Here is a 23365-nt window from a genome sequence, read left to right on the forward strand (position 1 = left end):
GTCGTCCAAGCCTCAAGGAGGAGGAGCTCCTTTGCATGCCGCACGGAAAGATCGATCGAAAGACAGTCATTTATGAGTGCGCTTATCCTTCCAGGATTCCACCCGGACCCTTCCGTATGCCGGGCCGGCGATGAGTACTTTCTCGTTAACTCCACCTTCGAGTACTTTCCGGGTGTGCCCATCTTCTCGAGCCGCGACCTCCTTGACTGGCGCCAGGTGGGAAATGTGCTCGATCGGGAGACACAACTCAATGTGCGTTCCGGTATCGAAGGAGCAAGTGGCGGCATTTACGCACCGACCATCCGCTTCTACGCTGGCCGGTTCTGGATGACGACAACCAACCTGCACAACGTGCGTGAGGGCCACCTTATCGTCTCAGCCGAGCACCCCGATGGCCCCTGGAGCGACCCCGTATATACACCAGGACTCGTCGGCATAGATCCCGACCTAGCCTGGGATGAAGAAGGTAACTGCCATATAACGTGGTCCGACGTCGTGCGCGGTGGCATATCACAGGCCAAGATTGATCCGCAGACGGGACACGTACTGTCCCAACCACAAGAAATCTGGGGTGGCACGGGGGGTGCCCATGTGGAGGGACCGCACCTCTACGAACGGAATGGCTGGTGGTATCTCTTGGCCGCAGAAGGCGGCACGGCGGCTGGCCACATGATCACCGTCGCTCGGGCGCGAGCAATTAGCGGCCCGTATACTCCCAATCCGGAGAACCCAATACTGACGCACCGCAGCACCTCGCACCCGGTACAAGCGGTAGGTCATGGAGACCTGCTCGAACTACACGACGGAAGCTGGGCGTCGGTACACCTTGGGACACGCCCCCGCGGGTCCTTCCCGAAGTGGCATACGAATGGGCGGGAGACGTTCCTCGCCGGAGTCGACTGGGTGGATGACTGGCCGGTCGTCATCCAGGACAGATTTGTTGCACCGGGCTTGGATACCTCATTCGAAGACCGGTTTGCCGGAGACCGGCTGCACCCCCGGTGGATTTCTCCCGGCGCTGCTCCGACCTCATTTGCTGAACCGGGCGAAAACGGGCTTGTTCTGCGGGCGGGGCGCGAGCCCGATTCTGCCCAGGCTGAGCGCCTGCTTGGCGTTCGTGTGAGAGATCTCGAATGGAGCGCAAGCGTTCACGGCATCGGCGACCTGGCCCTTAGTGTGCGAATCGATGACCTGCACCAAGTTGCCCTTCAGAGGGTAGGTGCCAAGGTAACGGCCCGGGTGGTAATCGGTCCAACCGATCAGAATTTGGCCGTGCACAATTCTGTAACTGAAGATGATGCGCTGACAATTTGCTCCGTACCCTTTGGCGGTCAACCAGGCCAGCGGCAAGGGCCTGACCGCCTGATTCTCGGCGTAGGCACCGGTGATGCGTTCCAAGAAATGGCTGCTCTCGACGGTCGTTACCTATCAACGGAGGTGGCCGGCGGATTTACCGGTCGGGTAATCGGAATTGAAGCTCTCGGCGCCGATGCCATGGTGAAGTGCTTCGCCTACAGCTCGCCCTGACACCCGACATAGCGGGGATTTCACCCGCGACTGTAAGCCCAAGCCGGCAGCCCATGTACTGCGAACCAGCTGGCTGGGCTCGAGAACCAAAAGCCAGGAACCAGCTACTAGACCAATGCATGAGAGGCTGTGAACACGTTGGTCCCTAAGAAGGAGGCGGCAGACGGTTCGGAGCCTTTCGAGGCCGAAATCGGGCGGATTCCGAAGTCCAACGTGGCGCTGCCGTCGCCTCCCGACAGCGATTCACCGACACCTGCCCGAAACCCGCAGATGCCTGTCAGTCGGGCGACGGTGGCCTTGCTCGTCATGGCGACCTTTGGTGGTGGTATGGCGATGATCGTACCGATGGCCTTCTCCCTGGCCCTCAGGCTCAACGAACTTGCCCCGGGGCGGGAGGAGTTCCTGGGATACATGCTCGGGGCCGGTGCGCTGTGCTCCCTTATTGCTTCACCGCTCACGGGCATCCTCAGTGACAGAATGCGCTCCCGATGGGGCAGGCGGCGGCCCTTTACAGTCATCGGCACAGTTCTCGGCTTGGCTGCAATACCCGTCATGGCGTTCGCCCCAAACGTTGTCCTCCTTGGGGCCGGTTGGGTCCTGTCCATGGTTGGATGGGGTACGGCTGTTGGTTCCATCGGCAACTACCAGGCGGACAACCTGCCTGGGTTCCAGCGCGGCAAAGTTTCCGGCCTCACAGGCCTGACCATGCAGATTTCCCCTGTCATCGGGATCATCCTCGTCGGACGGGTTACTGCTGACGCATTATGGGTATTCCTGCTCCCGGCTGCCATCGGGGCACTTCTGGTCGGCGCCTTCGTCATCCTTGCTCCGGAAAAGGACACCCGCGGCGCCTCAGCCGGCCCACTTTCAATTGGAAGCGTGTTCAGCAGTTTCGTTTTCAATCCCAAACAGCATCCCCGGTTTGCCTGGACATGGTCGGGGCGTTTCGTGTTCTTCCTGGGACTGTCCTTTACTACCAGCTATGCCACTTTCTTCTACGCGCAACGGCTGGACATCAGTGTTGCTGAGGTATCGACGGTTATCGCTGTCATCTCAGCTGCAAGCATTGTCAGCTCCACCGCCGGTGCATTAGGTGGAGGGTGGTTCTCCGACTGTGCCAACCGCCGCCAACCCTTCATTCTGGTGGGTGCCGTAATTTACGCGGGAGGCACAATGGTGTCGGCCTTCTCGCACGGCTTCATCACCCTTATCGCAGGATCCCTGATCTCGTCCCTGGGAATTGCAGTCTTCATCTCGGTAGGACAGGCACTCGTCCTTGATGTCCTCCCACACCGGGAAACACAAGCAGGAAAGTTCATGGCGATATCGAGCTTCTCGCAGAAGATTCCGGCCGCGCTGGCCCCCGGACTGGCCCCCGTCCTCCTCTCCATCGGGGTGACCGGGACCGACAAGAATTACACGGCACTGTTCCTCGCCGCCGGCGCCCTTGCCCTTGTCGGCGGTCTAATAACAGTGCTCGGCGTCCGCGAATCAACACGGTGACCAAGAAGCGGATTCGTCAGCAGTTGTGACGCGACGATGTCCTATTTTCTCGGCCCCTGCAAAGCGGGGCGAGGCGCCTTCAGCATCTCCCGTTCATCTGTTCGGTCACCTTTCATGTCTCCATCTTCTGGAAAGCCTTACGTTGACGGCCGTCGTGTTTGAGGACCAAACAAAACGCCGGCTGGCTGCAACGCTCTAGGCAAGCAACGAGATGGAACCGTCGAAGGGCATGGCGTCAATGCAGCCGGAAATTCTGCAGTTGTGCATTAATTGCAGTCATGCAAGAATAAACCCATGCCCTCAACTCCTACACCCTCCCTGCGCGAGCGCAGGAAGGTCGAAACGTGGACTGCCATCCATGAGGCCGCAGCCTCCCTGGCGCAACAGCGTGGCCTGGAGTTGACGACGGTGGAGGCTATTGCCGAAAGTGCAGGGGTATCACCCAGGACATTCTTCAACTACTTTCCCTCTAAAGAGGATGCCGTCCTGGGCCTCCGCGAGCCGGTCCTTGACCCCGTCCAAGCAGCGACGCTGACTGGACGGGAAGATCTCCTGGGACAGGTGGCACTGGTCCTTGTCGGCGTTGTCCGCTCCGCACTCGGCGACTCAGACCACGTTCGGCGACGCCAACTCCTGAACCGGCACCCGCAGCTTTTCGCGCGGCAAATGGAGTACATGGCTAAAGCTGAAACGTTGGTGCGCGAAGCGGTAGCGGACGTTCTCGCCGCGGACCCTGGGTGGTCCGAAGGGGTTGCGGGCTTCAGTCCCGAAGAGACCGCACGGATGCTGGTGATGCTCGGAACAGTGCCGCTCAAGTTCAAGGCCAAATCGGCTGATTTCGACCCCGCCGCAGGGCTCACGCCCGAAAACCTGGCACCCGCCGTCGCACTCTTTCACCACCTGCAAAGGAAACTTTCATGACCACGCCTGCCGGCCGCGAGACGACGCGGGCCCCGCAAAGACGGCACGTGGTGCTGCTCTTCGTGGGCCTTATGCTCTCCATGCTCCTCTCCGCACTGAACCAGACCGTCCTCAGCACAGCGCTGCCCACCATCGTCGGTGAACTCTACGGCGTCAGCGACATGCTGTGGGTGATCACTGCGTTCATCCTCACCTCCACCATCAGCATGCCCATCTACGGCAAACTCGGTGACCTGATGGGCCGAAAGTCCCTCCTGGTCGCAGCGATCCTCCTGTTCATGGCCGGCTCCGTGGTGGGCGCACTTGCCAGCGACATGGGCGTGCTGATCACTGCCCGCGTCATCCAGGGCTTTGGCGGCGGCGGGCTGATGATCCTGTCGCAGGCAATCATTGCCGACGTCGTCCCGCCCCGGGAGCGCGGAAAGTACATGGGCATGATGGGCGGCGTCTTCGCGATTGCCTCGGTGGCCGGCCCCCTGCTGGGCGGCTGGTTCACCGAAGGCCCAGGTTGGCGCTGGGTCTTCTGGATCAACATCCCGCTGGGGCTGCTCGCCCTCGCCGGCGCCGTGTTCTTCCTCAATCTCCCCAAGCACGCCGGAAAGCCCAAGCTGGACCTCGGCGGCATGGTCCTGATGGCCGCCGCCACCACCTGCCTGGTGCTCTTCGCCACCTGGGGCGGCAGCAAGTACGAATGGTCCGATCCCATCATCATTGCCTTGATCGCCGGTACCGTTGTCAGCGCGGTCGCCTTCGCCCTGGTGGAGCGACGCACCGCGCAACCCATCATCCCGCTGCACCTGTTCAGGGACCTGAACTTCAACCTCTCCACCTTCGCGGGGCTGCTGATCGGCGTGGCCATGTTCGGCGCCATCGGCTACCTCCCCACCTACCTGCAGATGGTCTTCGATGTAAACGCCACAGAATCCGGCCTGCTGATGATCCCCATGATGGGCGCCCTCCTGGTGGCCTCCGTGGCGTCCGGCATGCTGGTCAGCAAGACCGGCCGGTACAAGTGGATGCCCATCGCGGGGTCGGTGCTGGTGGCTGTGGCCCTTGTACTGCTCTCCACCCTTACCCCGGGGTCACCGCTCTGGATGGTCTGCGCCTACCTCGCCGTCATGGGCCTCGGCCTGGGCCTGAGCATGCAGATCCTGGTGTTGATTGTCCAGAACTCGTTCCCGCTTGGCGAGGTGGGAACCGCCACGGCGTCCAACAACTTCTTCCGTCAGATCGGCGCAACCCTCGGTTCAGCCGTGGTGGGAAGCGTGTTTGCCAGCCGTCTCGCTGAGCTGCTCACCGAGCGTCTGCCTGCCGCTGTCGTGGGTGAAGCACCCGGCGGGTCAAACTCCCTCACCCCGGCACTGGTCAGCGAGATGCCCACGGAGGTCAAGGACCTGATCATCTCCTCCTACAATGACGCCCTGACCCCCGTCTTCCTCTGGGTGGTCCCGCTGGCCGTGATCTCCGCCGTCGTGCTGTTCTTCGTCAAGGAAAAGCCGCTGGCCACTACCGTGGAGCATGACGTGCTCTCCGAATCCATCTCCGAAGGCAACATCCTGATCACTGCCGACGACGAGGATGCAGTGGTGCGGCGATAGTCGTGGCCAGTCCTAAATCTCTTCCCTAAGATCCACTTCCCGAAGGCGTACGACGGCGGCACGCGCCGCCGTCGTACGCCTTTCCTTCAAGACATCTCTCCGGCGTCCAGACCATTGTGCTGGGAGACGCGGCCGAGCCAGGCGAGGCTTGACTTGGGAGTACGGGCGGGCGAAGGTTTCCCTATCGACGGCGACAAGGCCGAACGTGGGCTCCCAGTGTCCCCATTCGAAGTTGTCCAGGAGTGACCAGTGGAGGTAGCCGCGCACGTCGATGCCCTCCGCCATGGCCTCGAGGAGGCCGTCCAGTGCCCCGGTAGTGTAGCGGATCCTTCGTTCGTCATCTGCCGTTGCGATTCCATTTTCGGTGACGAGGACGGGAACGCCGCCGGTGATGTCCCAGGCGTGGCGGACGGCCATGCCGAGGGCGTCCGGACGATATGCGGTGCCGACGAGGGTGTTGTCAGGGTGGGGCGGATGCGGGACGAGGCCGTTGGCGTCCACTTCCTGGCTGGAGTATGCCTGCACGCCCACGAAATCGTCACCGCGGCTGCCTTCCCAGTAGACGTCTTCCTTGCCATAGCGGATCTCGAGCAGTTTCTCCTCGCCGCCAGGTGCCGCTGTGAGCGCCCCTGCCGCAATCGTCCATCCGACCTTGGCGTTGGTGCGGGTGCGGATGATGCTGCGGGCTGCATGGTGGATTGCCGTGAAGGTGCGGCCAATTTCGGGATCAGCGTAGGTGAGGAACTCGCTGTGCGTCTGCTTCTTATCCTCCTCACCTTCGACCGTGGGGCTCCGCCACTGGGCGCCTTGGGTCTGCTGCATTCGGCGCATTGCGGTCATGATCGCTGCCTGCATGTTTGGTTCGTTCATGGTGACGACCCACTCGACGCCGTCGAGGATGCCCGTGGTGGCTTTGACGTAGCGCTGGAACTTTTCCGGAGCATCGGCGGCGAGCCAGCCGCCGTCGTTCGCGAACCACTGTGGAGTGGTGAAGTGCTGCAGCGTGACGACGGGTGTGACGTTTCGTTCAAAGCAGTACTCGATCATGCGGCGGTAGTGGGCGAGCTCTGCGTTCGAGAAGCGACCGGGGACAGGTTCGATCCGGGACCATTCAAAGCTGAACCGATAGGAGGTCAGGCCCGCGTCCGCCAGGAGCGCGATGTCCTCCCGGTATCGGTGGTAACTGTCGCAGGCGTCACCGGAAGGTTCCATGCCGGGCATGGTCAGCTCCCGGGCCCACCAGTCAGTGTTGAAATTATTGCCTTCGATTTGGTGGCCAGCAGTCGCGGCACCCCACAGGAAACCCTCGGGGAAAGTTGTCATCATACATCCTCTTCTATGGTGCGTGTCTTGGGGCCCCCGGGCCGGCCAGGCATCAAAACTGTTGCCGAGCGGTTTGGGTTTGCCGTGCTTACCTCGGAAGGCCGCTGGCCGCCCTGAGATGGCGCCGGCGACGGCGAGGGATCGCCAAAAAGTGCCATAGGATCCAAAACTTCGTCACTACGGCGTCCAAATGCCTCCGGCCGTGCGCACATTCCCGGCACATGCCCAGTACCGCGACTGGACTGGCAGAACGAATAACCTAGTTTGCTTTATGGGGCGTCCAAACTGAACTGTGTACGACGACATAGGGCTGGTTCGAAAGGGTTTCATCAAGGGCGGGTACGAAGACCGGCTGGTGCTTTTTGTGACGTACTTCCGCGCGATACATAAGCGGGTAGGGCGTGTCGGTGAAGTGGGCTGGAATAGTCGCCTTATACCCCTCTTCCGTTCTTTCCATCTCGACAGTTTCAAAGCCCTCAGCTTGGTTCACATGGCGGTATCGGAGAACGGCCCCCGCAAATTCCGCGTCGGGCGCAAGCAGACGCACTTCGACAGGCGCTCCGCGTTCAAATGGATGATCTGGGGCGAAATGGGCATCCGCTTTCCACCGCTCGCTCCGGTGTTCAATCCGGGGAAGCATCTGCCCTTCGCCGGAGTTCGGGGCCCTCTTCAGTTCCGTTGTGAGGAGGTGCAGATCTTCTCGCATCGCCATGATGCGGTCCGACCATGTCCCACGATCTGAAAGGCCAACACCAAAGGCTATATCATCCCGATAAACGCCATGAGCGATACCGGGGATGGCGGCGTATGCAGTTTGGGCCTCCTTTAGAAATTCGATCGCATCCCTTAGGTATTCTGTATTTCCGGTCCGGCGAAACAACGCGTACTCGACCGCGGCGCGAAACTTACCAGCGAAAAACCGTCCAAGCTCCGCGATTATTTGCAGGTCGTAAAATGTGCGTTGCGCCTGAGGATTTGCTTCGAGTACAGATCTGTCAGCCTTGGCGAGGGCAGTTTCTCCTTCCTTCACCATGCCTTCCAGCCATGCAGCCACTTCCAAGGGCGTATATTTGGGCGTCAACTGTCCGCCCAGGACATCGCCGACGTACTCGCCTATACCGTAGAACGTTTCGGGGTCGAAGGAACTTACACCTTCCCAAGTTCTGGGCTCCGGCGTGTCCCAGGCGTAGTGCATGGACAGCTTAAAGTCCGAGATAGGCAAGTCGACGTACATCTCGGGGGAGTAGAAGTTGTTTGCCCCGCTCACGCCATGGACGGTGGTGACCAGTGGCAGGACACGGCTCAAGCTGCCAAGGGCTGCTTCGAAGTGAGGTGCCGCTTCGCCGTAGTCCGCTCGAAGAACACGTTGCCATATGTAGGCGTCAGCGTCGGGGTTATAGAGGAGGTGACCCCATAGGGCATACGTGTAACGGTATTTTCGCCAGTCATGCACTCCCAGGCGCAAATTGTCCTGTTCGTAAGGGTCCCGTTTGCCGTGCTCGCCAGTTCCCCGTCGCCCCTTAAAAGTGAGAGGCTCACAGAATTCGATTCCCCGCGCACCACCAAAAGTCGCAAACCTTCCGAATCCGCTGGCCATCGCCGGGTCTCCCCAGAGTAGAAGCTTCTGCGTTCCTGGCCACATCCGGAAGATAACGTCGGTAACGCGATCTTCGTTCAAGTAGTCGGCATAGCCGTAGCGCGTAAATCTTCTTGCACCATCTGTCACCCCGGTAATGGACTTGTCCATGCCCGGGAAATTGAGCGGCTGGCGCTCCAGCTGGCGGATGGAAGCTTGGTGGTATGGCAGTCCCATGTGCTCTGCAAGGTATTTTGCTGAAATCGTCGTCTGGATGTTCGGCCTTGCGGCGGCGTCCAGCAATGCCTGGTCAACACCTTTGGCGTGCATGTCCACTTCAATGGGCCGGCCGACGCTGGAGAGCGCATCAAATATTTTCCCCCAAAATATTTCGTGGCCCTCATCGTGAATGCCGCCCTCATGGTGGACGCGAAAAGTCACCCCGTCAATCTCGGGAATACGCTTCATCAGCAGTCCAAGGGCAGCAGCGGAGTAGTCGGCATGGATTTCGGGGCTGATGCCCAGGATCGGGTACCAGTGCTTTGAGTCGTACCCGAAGTCATAGGCATGGTTCCAGAGCCCTAACTGAAAGCTGATTCCGCGTCGTTTCGTTTCTTGGGCAATGAAGGCTAAGGATTCCAGGTTGCGATCACGTTCCGCCCGCGTGAGGCCTTCGGCCCGGACCTGGTACCCAGGAACGTCGAGCAGGAACGGATAAGCGAACACTAAGTAATTGTCGGATGCGGTCCGGCTTTCCCAACCCGTGCCGTAGTTGTACTGCATCCCGAGAGCCAGCTGGAAACGGTTGAACCGCTGCGCCGCAAGATTGTCCAGGTACTCGACCCAAAATGCCCGATCATGAAACCAAGGGTTGTCCTCATGAACGCTGGAGAAGTTGCGCTGTATACCGCGGACCGGCGATGACGGTTGTTGGGATTCTTGGAAACCATGTGGCAGCCCTTCAAGGCCGTCCGCCAGAAGCCTGGCCTCGATCTCCCCCAGCGCGTAAACATAACCGCGTTCATCGGTGGCGGCGATGGTTACCTTCCGCTGACCCGCATCAGCGGCGATCCGGAGTGAATAGGACTCCCTCTCCTGCGCGGGCGCCGGGATCCCGGCCGACGCTAGTCCATCCACATCATCCGGTTCCAGGAGAACCACCTCAATGATCCGACCTTCGCCATAACCCGCCAGAGCCCTTCCGGCGCCTGCAGCTCTCCCCAGCCGCTCAAGCGCCCATTGAACGGGCTTCCACTCACTGATGGCCCTAGGGTCGGTGAGCGCGATTCCAGAGAGCATCTTCGACATTACTGAGTCCTATCCGTTGAGGCTGCACGACGGATTGGCAACCGGTTGTTAACCTACGTCCCAAGCCAGTGGACGCGCAATCGAAAATGAAAAAAAGTTTTCGGCAACCGGTTGGCAAGCCGGTATTTAGCTGCTTGACTGTGTGTCCAGTGCGGTAACAGGCGCACACGTTCGTATTGGGCGGCCCGCCCCTCAAAGAGGAGAACCATGTTTATACGAAGCACCAGGAGTGGAAGAGCACGGTCAAAACGTTCCTTCGCTACTGCAGTGACTCTGGCAGCAGCACTTGCGCTCAGCGGTTGCGCAGGCGGGGGAAGCAACCAGGAGCCGGCAGGCCAAAAGCCCCGCGACGAAAGCATCCGGCTAGTCGTGTCGGCCGCACCCCGCTCACTGGATCCGGTGCAGTTGGACGCGGGAAACCAGGCATATGTCTGGGCGTCGCTATATGACACGCTGCTGTATTTGGATAATGACGGGCAGCTCCAACCCAACGCGGCTCAAAGCTGGGAGTACAGCGAGGACGGCCGTACCCTTACGCTCAAGCTGCGATCCGACATGAAGTTCAGCACGGGTAGTGCAGTGGACGCCGCGGCGGTAAAAAATACTCTCGAGCGCAGCCAGAAGACCCCTGGTCAGCAGAAGGACAAGTTCGCCTCCGTGCAAGCAATTGAGGCGCCGGATGCTGCGACAGTCATCATCAAATTCAGCCACCCTGATCCCGCGTTCCTCTACAACATCGCCATGGACGCCGGCGTCATAGCAGATCCTGCCACGGTCGACACTGACCGGACCGCCACAAACCCGGTGGGGTCAGGACCATACGTCCTGGACCAGGGCAAGACAGTGCAGGGCACAACATACGTGCTCACACGGCGGGACGACCACTGGAACGCCGATGCATACCCCTTCAAGACAGTGACAATACGCGTATTCCAGGACCAAACAGCGGGCTTGAACGCTCTACGCGCGGGCGAAGTCGACGTAGCCGGGGTTCCCGGTAACCAGATCGAGTCGGTTAAGGCGGCAGGCAACTTCAAGGTTTCCTACAACCCATCCAATGCCGTCGGGTTTATCAACTTCGCCGACCGCTCCGGAACGCGCCTGAAACCGTTGGGCGATGTACGCGTCCGCCAGGCAATCAACATGGCGTTCGACCGAAAAGGGTTCGTGGATAAGCTTCTTTCCGGCGCCGGAACGCCGACTATCCAGCAATTCAACCTCAACGGCGCCGCCTACGACCCCGAACTTGAGAAGGTCTACTCGCACAACGTCGATCGGGCAAAGGAATTGCTTAAGGAAGCCGGGTACCCCAATGGCTTTGAAGTAAATATGCCAGCCACCGTTCTCTCAAAAAACTACGAACCCTCAATAAGCCAAGCCCTCGCGGACATCGGCATCAAGGTCACTTGGGTTCCCGTCCCGCCCCAAAATGCTGCCGGGGCCGTCGTCGCGGGCGAATATCCCATGTACTTCTTCCTGTCGGGCACCACCGTTGCCCAGCGAGAAATCCCGCGCCAGCTTGGCAGTGCAACGATGAACCCCTTCAAGTGGTCCGCACCGGAACTCGATGCCTTGGTGGGCCAGGCGAACGCCGAACTTGACCCTAAGAAGCAGGCCGAACTCTACAAAAAGATCAACAAATATATCGTGGACAACGCGCTATTCGCGCCACTCTTTTTCGTAGGCAGCAACACCGTGACTACCCCGAAAGTCGAGTATCTAGCCAACGGGTCAAACAACTTTCCGACCATCCGAATGTTCGACATTGCGGGCTAGTGGAATGAGTCAGGCAGCTTGATTCAGGTCACGGACGTGTTTACATAACACTCGCCTGGCACGCTGAAGAATTGGCTCGAAAGCAAGACAGAGCAGCTGGGGCGAGACTGCATCCATGTCTCGCCCCAGCTTGTCTCTCATGGCTGGCAAATGGGAAAAAGTCGTATACCTGTCTGAATTGGACATCAGGGATCAAGAGAACTGCCGTCAGCTCAAAGGATCACCCTTCACCCACGGTCAGTACTGCCAGTGCTGCCTGAATGTACGGGATGGGGTCGGGGTCACCGCTGGTTGCCCACAGGAGCCAGGCTTCGAAGGTTGCTCCGATGAGGGCAGCGCAGAAGTACCGGGCGGTGTCCTCGGGAATGCCCCGGGCGGTGAGGTAGGCGCGGGTCTGTTCACGGCGGGTTCCCAGAAAATCCTGGCTTCGGCTCATCAACTCCGGATGCTCAGCGATCAGACGGAGCCTGCCTCGGGTTACGTCGAGGTCCGGAAGAGCGGCGACGCCGGCAAGCACCGCTTCGCGGAGTCCGTCCAAAGTCTCGCCACGGGATATCGGCGGGGCAGGGGCTGACTCCAAGGCGGAACCGGAAGCTTCTATGACCGGTCCCATTCCGCCCCACACGAGGTCGGCTTTGTTCGCGAAATGGCGATACAGGCTCTTCCGCCCGACCCCGGCCTCGCGCGCAATGTCTTCCATCGAGGTCTGCTCGTAGCCGCGCTCGGCAAACATCTTGAGGGCGAGCGCTGCAACCACCTCGGGGTCGATGCTCACGGGCCGTCCAACTGTGCGGGCGGTGGTGATCAGGTCATTCGAAAGCATCCCACCAGTATTCACTCTTTCATAATGACACTGCGTGTCATGAGCTGGTCTGGATTATCGTTTTAGCCTTCGGAGGGACATTATGGGCAAGGAAGCCACGTGGCAGGAAACCATCATCTCGGCAGTGATGTATGGCGCCATCCTGGCCTCCGACGACGCCGTACACTGGCCCCATGTCATGCCGCATCAGCGAACTGGTCCTCAACTGCGACGACCCAGAGAGGCTCGCCCGGTTCTGGTGCGGCGTCCTGGGCTACGTGGAGCTCGACCGTGAGGACGGGGCAATCGAAATCGGTCCCGCCGCCGGGTTCGGGGGGCTGCAACCCACCATCATCCTGAGCCCCAGCAGCAATCCGCGGACCGGAAGGCTGCCGCTGCACATCGATGTCAATCCTGTGGACCGGGACCAGGCCGCCGAACTGGAGCGGCTGCTCGCACTCGGCGCCCGGCCGGCCGACGTGGGGCAGGCCGGCGACGAGCAGTGGCATGTCCTGCAGGATCCGGAGGGCAACGAATTCTGCCTCCTGCGGAAGCGGCTCGAGCCCCTGGACTCGTAACCCGGCCGCGCCTAGAGCACGCTGCGGATTGCCTGCTCGAAGCTGGTGACGTGCTCCAGGGCGAGCTTGCCCGCCCGCTCCGCATCGCCGTCGGCAATTACCTCCAGCAGTTCCACGTGCTCGGAGACGTGCTCGGCCACGGACGGCACCTTGTCCAGCACCATGCACCAGATCCGGGTGGCGAGATTGTCGTAGCGGATCAGGACGTCTTCAAGATGGGCGTTTCCGGCCGCGCGGTAGATCAGCCGGTGCACCGTGATGTCGTACCGCATGAGGTCGTACGGATCCTCGGCGGTGGCCATCTTCGCAATCGAGGCTGCCGTATCGCGCAGTTCCGCACGAAGGGCCGGCGTGGCCAGCTTGGCGGCGCGCCGCGCGGCCAGGGGCTCCAGCGATTCCCGGAGTTCCGAGACGTCGGCGAGTTCGGTGATATCGACGATGGTGGCGAAGGTTCCGCGCCGCGGATAGGAGATCACCAGGTGGTCGCTCTCGAGCCGCTTGAGTGCTTCCCGGACGGGAGTCCGTCCGATTCCCATCTCGGCGGCCAGCTTGCCGTCGTTGATGGCGTCCCCCGGCCGGATGTCCAGCATGATCAGCCGGTCCCGGAGATGCCGGTAGGCGCGCTCGGCCAGCGAGAGATCCCCTTCGATCTCCAGGTGGTTCTCCAGCATCAGGCTCATCAGGCGCTCTCCAAAAGTTGCTGTTGACTGCTTAGTGACCTGCAACATACTATTGCGTTAGTTCTAATATATCAGTTACAGATCAGTTGTGGATCAGTAACCCAAGGGCTTTTCAAGGAGAACCATGCAGAACGTACTGAACGCCTCACTGGCCCAGGTCGACGCCGATGTAGCTGCCGCCGTAGCAAAGGAGCTGGAGCGGCAGCAGTCCACCCTCGAGATGATCGCATCGGAGAACTTCGCTCCGTCCGCCGTCATGGAGGCCCAGGGGTCGGTCCTGACCAACAAGTACGCCGAGGGCTACCCCGGGAAGCGCTACTACGGTGGCTGCGAGCACGTGGACGTCATCGAGCAGCTCGCCATCGACCGCGTCAAGGCCCTTTTCGGTGCGGAATTCGCCAACGTGCAGCCCCACTCCGGCGCGCAGGCCAACGCCGCCGCCATGTTCGCCCTGCTGAACCCGGGCGACACCATCCTGGGACTCTCCCTGGCCCACGGCGGCCACCTGACCCACGGCATGAAGATCAACTTCTCCGGCAAGCTCTACAACGTGGTCCCGTACCACGTCCGCGAATCCGACCTCCGCGTGGACATGGCCGAAGTGGAGCGCCTGGCACTGGAACACAAGCCCAAGCTGATCGTGGCCGGCTGGTCCGCCTACTCCCGCCAGCTGGACTTCGCCGAGTTCCGCCGCATCGCCGACCTCGTGGGTGCCTACCTGATGGTGGACATGGCCCACTTCGCCGGCCTGGTGGCTGCAGGACTGCACCCCAACCCCGTCCCCTACGCGGACGTCGTCACCACCACCACCCACAAGACCCTGGGCGGACCGCGCGGCGGTGTCATCATGGCCAAGGAGGAGTACGCCAAGAAGATCAACAGCGCCGTATTCCCCGGCCAGCAGGGCGGACCCCTGGAGCACGTCATCGCCGCCAAGGCCGTGGCCTTCAAGCTGGCCGCCGCCCCTGAATTCAAGGAACGCCAGGAGCGCGTCCTGCACGGTGCCAAGCTGATCGCCGAGCGCCTGCTGCAGTCCGACGTCGGGGCCGCAGGCATCTCCGTGGTCAACGGCGGTACCGATGTCCACCTGGTCCTCGTGGACCTGCGCAACTCCGAACTCGACGGCCAGCAGGGCGAGGACGCGCTGCACCGGATCGGCATCACCGTCAACCGCAACGCCGTCCCGTTCGACCCCCGCCCGCCGATGGTTTCCTCCGGACTGCGCATCGGCACGCCGGCCCTGGCCGCCCGCGGCTTCGGCGCCGCCGAGTTCACCGAAGTGGCGGACATCATCGCCACGGCCCTGATTGCCGCAGCCGGCACGGGCACCCTCGCCGAGGACACCGCCGCCGAACTCCGCGGCCGCGTCACCGCCCTTGCCGACAAGTTCCCCCTCTACCCGCACCTCAACGACGACGCCGCCCTGGCCGCCGCCGAGGCAGACCTGATTGGAGCCGCCCAGTGAGCACGCACCAGCTTCCGGAGCACCCGGACTTCCTCTGGCGGAACCCCGAACCCAAGTCGTCCTATGACGCAGTGGTTGTGGGCGGCGGCGGGCACGGCCTGGCCACCGCATACTTCCTGGCGAAGAACCACGGCATGACCAACATCGCTGTCCTTGAAAAGGGCTGGCTGGCCGGCGGCAACATGGCCCGGAACACCACCATCATCCGGTCCAACTACCTCTGGGACGAGAGCGCAGCCATCTACGAGCACGCCCTCAAGCTGTGGGAAATCCTGCCGGAGGAGCTCGAGTACGACTTCCTCTTCAGCCAGCGCGGCGTGATGAACCTGGCCCACACCCTGGGTGACGTGCGCGAAAGCATGCGCCGGGTGGGCGCCAACAAGCTCAACGGCGTGGACGCGGAATGGCTGGACCCGCAGCAGGTCAAGGAACTGTGCCCCATCCTGAACGTCAGCGACAACATCCGCTACCCCGTCATGGGCGCCACCTACCAGCCGCGCGCAGGCATCGCCAAGCACGACCACGTGGCATGGGCCTTCGCCCGCAAGTGCGACGAAATGGGCGTGGACATCATCCAGAACTGCGAAGTCACCGGCTTCCTCAAGGACGGCAACAAGGTGGTGGGCGTCAAGACCACCCGCGGCACCATCAACACCGAAAAGGTGGGCCTCTGCGCCGCCGGGCACAGCTCGGTCCTGGCCGAGATGGCCGGCTTCCAGCTCCCCATCCAGTCCCACCCGCTGCAGGCCCTGGTGTCCGAGCTCCACGAGCCGGTCCACCCCACCGTGGTCATGTCCAACCACGTCCACGTCTACGTCTCCCAGGCGCACAAGGGCGAACTGGTCATGGGTGCCGGCATCGACTCCTACAACGGCTACGGCCAGCGCGGCTCCTTCCACGTGATCGAGGAGCAGATGGCCGCCGCCGTCGAGCTCTTCCCCATCTTCGCCCGGGCCCACGTGCTCCGGACCTGGGGCGGAATCGTGGACACCACGCTGGACGCCTCCCCGATTGTGGGCACCACGCCGGTGGAGAACATGTTCGTGAACTGCGGCTGGGGTACCGGCGGGTTCAAGGGAACTCCGGCTGCCGGAATGACCTTCGCCCACACCATCGCCACCGGCGCGCCGCACAAGCTGAACCAGCCGTTCTCGCTGGAGCGCTTCGAAACCGGCGCCCTCATCGACGAACACGGCGCCGCCGCCGTGGCCCACTAGCCGCCGCCACCACAGAAAGACAACGCACATGCTGCTGATCTCATGCCCCAACTGCGGCCCCCGGGATGAAACCGAATTCCACTACGGCGGCCAGGCCCACGTGGCCTACCCCGAAAACCCGAACGAACTGAACGACGTGGAGTGGTCCCGGTACCTCTTCTACCGCGAAAACACCAAAGGCACCTTCGCCGAGCGGTGGGTCCACAGCACCGGGTGCCGCCAATGGTTCAACATGCTCCGCGACACCGTGAGCTATGACATCAAGGCCATCTACCCCATGGGCACGCCCCGGCCGGACCTGGCCGGAAAGCAGACATCGGAATCCGGTACTGCCAGCACCGCCGCCGACAGCACCACCACCGGGACCGCCGCGCCCGACATCTCCGGCACAAGCATTTCCCCCGCCACCCCTGCAGCCCCGGAAGGAGCAGCCCAGTGACTTCCCAGAACACCCGCCTCGCAACCGGCGGCCGCATCGACCGCACCATCTCCTGGCGTTTCACCGTCGACGGTGAGGAATACACCGGCCACCCCGGGGACACGCTCGCCTCCGCACTGCTCGCCAACGGCCGCGTCGCCGTCGGCAGCTCCCTCTACGAGGACCGCCCCCGCGGCATCCTGGCCGCCGGCGTGGAGGAACCCAACGCCCTGGTCAAGATCGCCCCCCGCTTCCCGGGCCACGTGGCCGAGTCCATGCTGCCCGCCACCACCGTGTCCCTGGTGGACGGCCTGAAGGCCGAACTGCTCAACGGACTGGGCCGGCTGGATCCGGACGAGGACCGCGCCGAGTACGACAAGAAGTACGTCCACACCGACGTCCTGGTTATCGGCGGCGGCCCCGCCGGCTTGGCTGCCGCCCGCGAAGCCGTCCGCACCGGCGCCCGCGTCATGCTGCTGGACGACCAGCCCGAGCTGGGCGGCTCGCTGCTCTCCGGCTCCACTTCGCCGGAGCTTGCCGAGACCATCGAGGGCAAGCCGGCACTGGAATGGGTTGCCGATGTGGAGGCCGAACTGGTCTCCGGCGCCGAATCCACCGTCCTGAACCGCACCACCGCGTTCGGCGCCTACGACGCCAACTACGTCATTGCCGTGCAGAACCGCACCGACCACCTCTCCAGCCCCGCCGCTCCCGGCGTGTCCCGCCAGCGGATTTGGCACATCCGTGCCCAGCAGGTTGTGCTGGCCCCCGGCGCCCACGAGCGTCCGCTGGTGTTCGAGAACAACGACCGCCCGGGCATCATGCTCGCCTCGGCCGTCCGCAGCTACCTGAACCGCTTCGCGGTGGCCGCCGGCCAGCGCGTGGTCATCAGCACCACCAATGACAGCGCCTACGCCCTGGTCGCCGACCTCCGGGCTGCCGGCGTCAAGGTTGCCGCCGTCGTGGACGCCCGGGCGCAGATTTCGCCGGTGGCAGCCGCTGCCGTCGAGGCAGGCACCCGGGTGCTGATCGGCAGCGCCGTTGCCAACACCTCGGCAGACGCGGACGGCCGCCTGAACGGCGTCACCATCCGCAGCCTCAACGACGACGGCGAACTCACCTCGGGCGTCGAGCAGATGGCCTGCGACCTGCTGGCCGTGTCCGGCGGCTGGAGCCCGCTGGTGCACCTGCACTCCCAGCGCCAGGGCAAGCTGCGCTGGGACGAGGACCTCGCCGCGTTCGTGCCCAGCACCGTGGTCCCCAACCAGCAGACCATCGGCTCCGGCCGCGGCTCCTTCGCCACCCAGGACTGCCTCAACGAAGGCATTTCCGCCGGTGCGTCCGCAGCCATCGCCGCCGGCTTCAGCTCCGCCGTCGAGCCGTCCCCGCTGGGTGAGCCAAAGGCCGCCGCCCCCACCCGCCAGCTGTGGCTGGTGCCGGGGGAGAATGGTACCCCGGACGACTGGCACCACCACTTCGTGGACTTCCAGCGCGACCAGTCCGTGGCCGACGTCCTGCGCTCCACCGGAGCCGGCATGCGCTCCGTTGAACACGTGAAGCGCTACACCTCCATCAGCACCGCCAACGACCAGGGCAAGACCTCCGGCGTCAACGCCATTGGCGTCATCGCCGCGGCACTCCGCACGGCCGGCGAAGCATCCCGCGGCATCGGCGACATCGGCACCACCACGTACCGCGCACCGTTCACCCCGGTGGCCTTCGCGGCACTGGCCGGCCGCCAGCGCGGCGAACTCTTCGACCCCGCCCGCATCACGTCCATCCACCCGTGGCACGTGGCCAAGGGCGCCCTGTTCGAGGACGTGGGACAGTGGAAGCGGCCCTGGTACTACCCGCAGGCCGGCGAGGACATGGACGCAGCCGTGCTGCGCGAATGCGCCGCAGTCCGCGAGTCCGTGGGCTTCATGGACGCCACCACCCTGGGCAAGATCGAGATCCGCGGCAAGGACGCGGGCGAGTTCTTGAACCGCGTCTACACCAACGCGTTCAAGAAGCTGGCCCCGGGTTCGGCACGGTACGGCGTCATGTGCACGCCGGACGGCATGATCTTCGACGACGGCGTCACGCTCCGCCTCGACGAGGACCGCTACTTCATGACCACCACCACCGGCGGCGCCGCCAAGGTGCTGGACTGGCTGGAGGAGTGGCTGCAGACCGAATGGCCGGAACTGGACGTGCACTGCACCTCGGTGACCGAACAGTGGAGCACCATCGCCGTCGTCGGGCCGAAGTCCCGCGCCGTGATCGCGAAGCTGGCACCGGAACTCGCTGCCAACGGCGGCCTGGAAACCGAGGCTTTCCCGTTCATGACGTTCCGGGAAACCACGCTCGCTTCCGGCGTCCGTGCCCGGGTCTGCCGGATCTCCTTCTCCGGTGAACTGGCCTACGAAATCAACGTTCCCACCTGGTACGGGCTCAACACCTGGGAAGCGGTGGCCGCTGCGGGTGCCGAGTTCAACATCACCCCGTACGGCACCGAGACCATGCACGTGCTGCGCGCCGAAAAGGGCTACCCCATCGTGGGGCAGGACACCGACGGCACCGTCACCCCGCAGGACGCGGGCATGGAATGGATCGTCTCCAAGGCCAAGGACTTCATCGGCAAGCGCTCCTACTCCCGGGTGGACCAGCAGCGCGAAGACCGCAAGCACCTGGTCAGCGTCCTGCCGGTGGACGGCACGCTGCGGCTGCCCGAAGGCACCCAGCTGGTGGAAAAGGGCCGCTCCACCAACCCGGCCTACGGGCCCGTGCCGATGGAGGGCTTCGTCACCTCCAGCTACCACAGCGCAGCACTGGGCCGGTCGTTCGGCCTGGCCCTGATCAAGAACGGCCGCAACCGCATCGGCGAAACCCTGGTGGCCGCCGCCGGCGACCAGCTGGTGGACGTGGTTGTGGCAGAAACAGTGCTTTTTGACTCCGAAGGGACCCGTAAAGATGGCTGAAACAGCAGCATCCCCCGCCCAGAGCTCCGCGGAAAAGAACCTCTCCGTCCGCATCAGCCCGGCAGCGCAGCTGCGGGAGGCCTTCACGGCCGGCTCGCTGGCGGGCACGGTGGAACTGTCCGAGCGGCCCTTCCTCACCCTGGTGGGACTCCGGGCTGACGCCGGCTCCGAAGCCGGGCAGCGGCTCGCTTCGGTCACCGGCGGCCTGCCCGCTCAGTGCGGCGGCGTCGTGGCCAACGGTGATATCTCGGTCCTCTGGCTGGGACCGGCCGAGTTCCTGGTGGTTGCCCCCACAGAGGCGCACGAGTCCCTGGGCGGCGACCTGATCCAGGCCCTGCAGGACGCCCTGGCCGACGGCCAGGGCCAGGTGGTGGACCTCTCCGCCAACCGGACCACCTTCGAGTTGAGCGGCCCCCGGGCACGGGCCGTCCTCGAGAAGGGCTGCTCGCTGGACCTGCACCCCCGGGAGTTCAAGGCCGGGACCGCCTACTCCACCGAGATCGCGAACATCCCCACGATCCTGTGGAAGACGGGTGAGGACTCCTTCCGGATCTTCCCCCGGGCGTCCTTCGCCGAATTCCTGGGCCGGTGGCTCCTGGACGCCATGCGGGAGTATGCGTCACCCGAGGTCCCCTGATGGCGCTCAGCGTCCTTGACCTGTTTTCCGTTGGCATCGGGCCCTCGTCGTCACACACGGTGGGCCCGATGCGGGCGGCCAAGCAGTTCGCCGACGGATTGAAAGCTGACGGGCAGCTCAGCTCCACCGTCCGCGTCCAGTCGGAACTGTTCGGTTCGCTCGGTGCCACCGGGCGGGGGCACGGTTCCGACAAGGCCGTTGTCCTGGGGCTGCAGGGCCTGGAACCGGAAACCGTGAACACCTTCACGGCCGATGACCAGGTGGCGGCGGCCGCCCTGGACGCTGAACTCCACGTTGCTGGCACCCACCGGGTGGACTTCAACTGGGACGAGGACGTTGTGCTGCACCGGCGCAAGTCCCTTCCGGCGCACCCCAACGGCATGACATTCCGGGCCCTTGACCACAACGGGTCCGTGCTGAGCGAGCGGAGCTTCTATTCAATTGGGGGCGGCTTCGTAGTCGACGGCGACGCCGAGGGCGCGGACAAGGTGGTGGCGGATGACACCGTCCTGCCCTACCAGTTCAGCACCGCGGACCAGCTGCTGGAGATCTGCAGCCGCGAAAACATGTCCATCTCCGACGTCATGCTCGCGAATGAGCTGACCTGGCGGACAGAGGCCGAGCTCCGGGAAAAGCTCCTGGGGCTGTGGGCCGTCATGCGCGAGTGCGTGGAGAACGGCTGCAACGCCGAGGGCATCCTGCCCGGCGGGCTGAAAGTGCCCCGCCGCGCGCCCGCCCTGTTCCGCACCCTGACGGCCTCCGCGGCCAGCGCGGAAGCCGCGGCAGCAACGCCGTCGCCCGTCCAGGCCCCGGCAGACCCGCTGCTCGCCATGGAGTGGGTGAACCTGTTCGCCCTCGCCGTGAACGAGGAGAACGCCGCCGGCGGACGGATCGTTACGGCCCCCACCAACGGTGCCGCCGGGATCGTGCCGGCCGTGCTGCACTACTACGTGAAGTTTGTTCCGGGAGCCGACGACGACGGCGTGGTCCGCTTCCTGCTGGCGGCGGCCGCCGTCGGAATCCTCTTCAAGACGAACGCCTCCATTTCGGGTGCCGAGGTAGGCTGCCAGGGCGAGGTGGGTTCGGCCTGCTCCATGGCCGCCGCCGGCCTCTGCGAGGTGCTGGGCGGAACGCCCGCCCAGGTGGAAAACGCCGCCGAGGTGGGGATTGAGCACAACCTGGGCCTGACCTGCGATCCCGTGGGCGGCCTGGTGCAGATCCCGTGCATCGAGCGGAATGCCATCGCCAGCGTCAAGGCCATCAACGCGGCCCGGCTGGCCCTGCACGGGGACGGCAGCCACAAGGTCTCGCTGGACAAGGCCATCAAGACAATGCGTGACACAGGAGCTGACATGAAAACCAAGTACAAGGAGACCTCCCGCGGAGGCCTTGCCGTGAATGTGATCGAGTGCTGAGCCATGACTGCTACTGAAACCTCCGTCCCCGCCCCGATGGCGCCCACCAGCGTGGAGCATGTCCTCACCCTTGACTGCCCCGAAGGGCCGGGCATCGTCCACGCCGTCTCCGGCTTCCTGCTGGAACACGGCTGCGACATCATCGACAACAACCAGTTCGGGGAGCGGTCCGAGGGCCACTTCTTCATGCGCGTGCATTTCGTCTCCGAGGGGGACGACTCCACGCTGCAGGTCCTGCGGGACTCGTTTGCCCCCGTGGCCGAAAAGTTTGGCATGCGGTGGCAGTTGGAACGCCAAGGCTCCAAGCGCAGGGTGCTGATCATGGTGTCCAAGTTCGGCCACTGCCTGAACGACCTGCTGTTCCGGGCACGGATCGGCGAGCTGCCGGTGGACGTGGTGGCCGTGGTGTCCAACCACCGGGACCACCAGGCACTGGTGGAGTGGCACGGCATCCCCTTCCACCACATCCCGGTCACGGCCGACACCAAGCCCGAGGCCGAAGCCCGGCTGATGGAGCTGGTGGACGGACTGGACGTGGAGCTGGTGGTGCTGGCCCGCTACATGCAGGTCCTCAGCGACGACCTGACCCGCAAGCTGGACGGCAGGGCCATCAACATCCACCACTCGTTCCTGCCCAGCTTCAAGGGGGCCAAGCCGTACCACCAGGCCTACGCGCGCGGGGTCAAGACCGTGGGCGCCACCGCCCATTACGTCAACGCCGAGCTGGACGAGGGACCCATCATCTCCCAGCAGGTGGTGGACGTGGACCACACCTACGGTCCCGAGGACCTGGTGGCCGCCGGCCGCGACACCGAATGCAAGGCCCTGTCCAACGCTGTCCGCTGGCACTGCGAAGGGCGTGTCATCCTGCGGGGCAACCGGACCGTGGTGCTCCGCTAGCCGGACGGTCCCGGCCGCAACAACTGTTCATGCCCCTGTCGGGCGCCAACTGGCGCCCGACAGGGGCATGCTGCGTTAAGAACCGGCGTTCCCTGCCGGCCCGTCCCGGCGGAGGATGATCACTTGGTGCACTTCCTCCAGGGCGGCTGCGATCTCTTCCCGGTCCACGCCGGCCAGGAACTGGAGGACCAGGCCATCCAGGGCCGCGAAAAGCGCCCTGGCCACCACCCGCACCGGTCCGCCCACCCCGAACGCTTCCAGCCCCTCCGCGAGGGCGCTGACGTAGCTCTCATAGAGCTCGGATACCGGCCCCGCCAGTTCAGGGCGCCGCCGCGCCTCCAGGATCATTTCGTACTGGAAAACCTGCAGTTCGGGTTCCGCGAGCAGCAGCCCCATCAGGGCTTCCGTGAGGGTGTCCTCCTGCTGCGCCGCCTCCTGCAAACGGGAGGCGGCAATGGACTGCTCCGAAGCCCATCCCAGGGCCGCCGCGATCAGCGCGTCCCGGGATCCGAAGTGGTGGGCCACCAGGCTGTTGTTGACCCCTGCCTCCTCCGCCACCGCCCGGTACGTCATGCCCCGGAGGCCCTTGTGCGCCACCACGTGCACCGCTGCGCGGAGTAGGGCCTCGCGTCCGGTGCCGTATCTGGAGGAAGCGGCAGCGCGGGAGGGTGAAGAGGCCATGCCGTCGATTCTAGCGAGCTCTTCCGTAGCCCAGTGGGGCGGTTGACTTAAAACTAAGCAATTGCTTAGATTGCTCCAGC

18 protein-coding genes are annotated in these 23365 nt (G+C 63.7%); 13 read left to right on the forward strand and 5 right to left on the reverse strand.

The annotated features are described in order from the left end of the window. The first annotated feature begins 72 nt into the window (after positions 1-72). From AC5RUO_RS00370 to AC5RUO_RS00385, 4 genes are all read left to right on the forward strand, one after another. Complete coding sequence (locus AC5RUO_RS00370; protein ID WP_494009761.1) at positions 73-1527, forward strand: glycoside hydrolase family 43 protein; 1455 nt, start codon at positions 73-75, stop codon at positions 1525-1527. A gap of 306 nt (positions 1528-1833) precedes the next feature. Continuing rightward, positions 1834-3030, forward strand: a complete 1197-nt coding sequence (locus AC5RUO_RS00375; RefSeq protein ID WP_494103355.1) for an MFS transporter — start codon at positions 1834-1836, stop codon at positions 3028-3030. 294 nt (positions 3031-3324) lie between these two features. Further along, complete coding sequence (locus AC5RUO_RS00380) at positions 3325-3951, forward strand: TetR/AcrR family transcriptional regulator (protein WP_494009760.1); 627 nt, start codon at positions 3325-3327, stop codon at positions 3949-3951. Next, positions 3948-5549 (forward strand): MDR family MFS transporter, encoded by a 1602-nt coding sequence (locus tag AC5RUO_RS00385; RefSeq protein ID WP_494009759.1) that lies wholly within the window; start codon positions 3948-3950, stop codon positions 5547-5549. The genes AC5RUO_RS00380 and AC5RUO_RS00385 overlap by 4 nt, the downstream gene beginning before the upstream one ends. A gap of 12 nt (positions 5550-5561) precedes the next feature. Here the strand turns inward: AC5RUO_RS00385 and AC5RUO_RS00390 are convergent, their stop codons facing one another. Continuing rightward, entirely contained in the window at positions 5562-6875 is a 1314-nt protein-coding gene (locus AC5RUO_RS00390; protein ID WP_494102478.1) for a glycoside hydrolase family 1 protein, read from the reverse strand. A 256-nt stretch (positions 6876-7131) separates the two neighbouring features. Beyond that, positions 7132-9756, reverse strand: a complete 2625-nt coding sequence (locus tag AC5RUO_RS00395; protein ID WP_494102479.1) for a hypothetical protein — start codon at positions 9754-9756, stop codon at positions 7132-7134. A gap of 267 nt (positions 9757-10023) precedes the next feature. Here AC5RUO_RS00395 and AC5RUO_RS00400 point away from each other — a divergent pair, with 267 nt between their 5' ends. Further along, on the forward strand, positions 10024-11532 hold the full coding sequence (locus AC5RUO_RS00400; RefSeq protein ID WP_494009756.1) for an ABC transporter substrate-binding protein: 1509 nt from the start codon (positions 10024-10026) through the stop codon (positions 11530-11532). A 220-nt stretch (positions 11533-11752) separates the two neighbouring features. Here AC5RUO_RS00400 and AC5RUO_RS00405 read toward each other — a convergent pair whose 3' ends face one another. Next, on the reverse strand, positions 11753-12355 hold the full coding sequence (locus AC5RUO_RS00405) for a TetR/AcrR family transcriptional regulator (protein ID WP_494009755.1): 603 nt from the start codon (positions 12353-12355) through the stop codon (positions 11753-11755). A 173-nt stretch (positions 12356-12528) separates the two neighbouring features. On the opposite strand from AC5RUO_RS00405, the gene AC5RUO_RS00410 reads away from it, so the two are divergent. Continuing rightward, positions 12529-12912 (forward strand): VOC family protein, encoded by a 384-nt coding sequence (locus tag AC5RUO_RS00410; protein WP_494009754.1) that lies wholly within the window; start codon positions 12529-12531, stop codon positions 12910-12912. An 11-nt stretch (positions 12913-12923) separates the two neighbouring features. Here the strand turns inward: AC5RUO_RS00410 and AC5RUO_RS00415 are convergent, their stop codons facing one another. After that, the gene (locus AC5RUO_RS00415; RefSeq protein WP_494009753.1) at positions 12924-13592 is read right to left on the reverse strand and encodes a GntR family transcriptional regulator; all 669 of its coding nucleotides are present in this window, start codon (positions 13590-13592) and stop codon (positions 12924-12926) included. 124 nt (positions 13593-13716) lie between these two features. On the opposite strand from AC5RUO_RS00415, the gene glyA reads away from it, so the two are divergent. From glyA to purU, 7 genes are read left to right on the forward strand one after another with little or no spacing between them, the layout of a single operon-like run. Further along, a complete protein-coding gene (gene glyA / locus AC5RUO_RS00420; RefSeq protein WP_494009752.1) occupies positions 13717-15057 on the forward strand; it encodes a serine hydroxymethyltransferase in 1341 nt (446 codons plus the stop codon). Then, a complete protein-coding gene (locus AC5RUO_RS00425) occupies positions 15054-16274 on the forward strand; it encodes a sarcosine oxidase subunit beta family protein (protein ID WP_494009751.1) in 1221 nt (406 codons plus the stop codon). The genes glyA and AC5RUO_RS00425 overlap by 4 nt, the downstream gene beginning before the upstream one ends. Before the next feature lie 28 nt (positions 16275-16302). Further along, entirely contained in the window at positions 16303-16713 is a 411-nt protein-coding gene (locus AC5RUO_RS00430; protein ID WP_494009750.1) for a sarcosine oxidase subunit delta, read from the forward strand. Continuing rightward, the gene (locus AC5RUO_RS00435) at positions 16710-19652 is read left to right on the forward strand and encodes a sarcosine oxidase subunit alpha family protein (protein WP_494102480.1); all 2943 of its coding nucleotides are present in this window, start codon (positions 16710-16712) and stop codon (positions 19650-19652) included. Before AC5RUO_RS00430 ends, AC5RUO_RS00435 begins: the two co-directional genes overlap by 4 nt. Beyond that, positions 19645-20289, forward strand: a complete 645-nt coding sequence (locus tag AC5RUO_RS00440) for a sarcosine oxidase subunit gamma (RefSeq protein ID WP_494102481.1) — start codon at positions 19645-19647, stop codon at positions 20287-20289. The genes AC5RUO_RS00435 and AC5RUO_RS00440 overlap by 8 nt, the downstream gene beginning before the upstream one ends. After that, complete coding sequence (locus AC5RUO_RS00445) at positions 20289-21704, forward strand: L-serine ammonia-lyase (protein WP_494102482.1); 1416 nt, start codon at positions 20289-20291, stop codon at positions 21702-21704. Before AC5RUO_RS00440 ends, AC5RUO_RS00445 begins: the two co-directional genes overlap by 1 nt. Positions 21705-21707: 3 nt before the next feature. Continuing rightward, complete coding sequence (gene purU, locus AC5RUO_RS00450; RefSeq protein WP_494102483.1) at positions 21708-22604, forward strand: formyltetrahydrofolate deformylase; 897 nt, start codon at positions 21708-21710, stop codon at positions 22602-22604. Positions 22605-22679: 75 nt separating this feature from the next. Here the strand turns inward: purU and AC5RUO_RS00455 are convergent, their stop codons facing one another. Further along, positions 22680-23285 carry a TetR/AcrR family transcriptional regulator gene (locus AC5RUO_RS00455; RefSeq protein WP_494102484.1) on the reverse strand — a complete coding sequence of 202 codons (606 nt, stop codon included), beginning with the start codon at positions 23283-23285 and terminating at the stop codon, positions 22680-22682. Between the last annotated feature and the right edge of the window lie 80 nt (positions 23286-23365).

This window comes from Arthrobacter sp. Y3221087, from assembly GCF_059089905.1.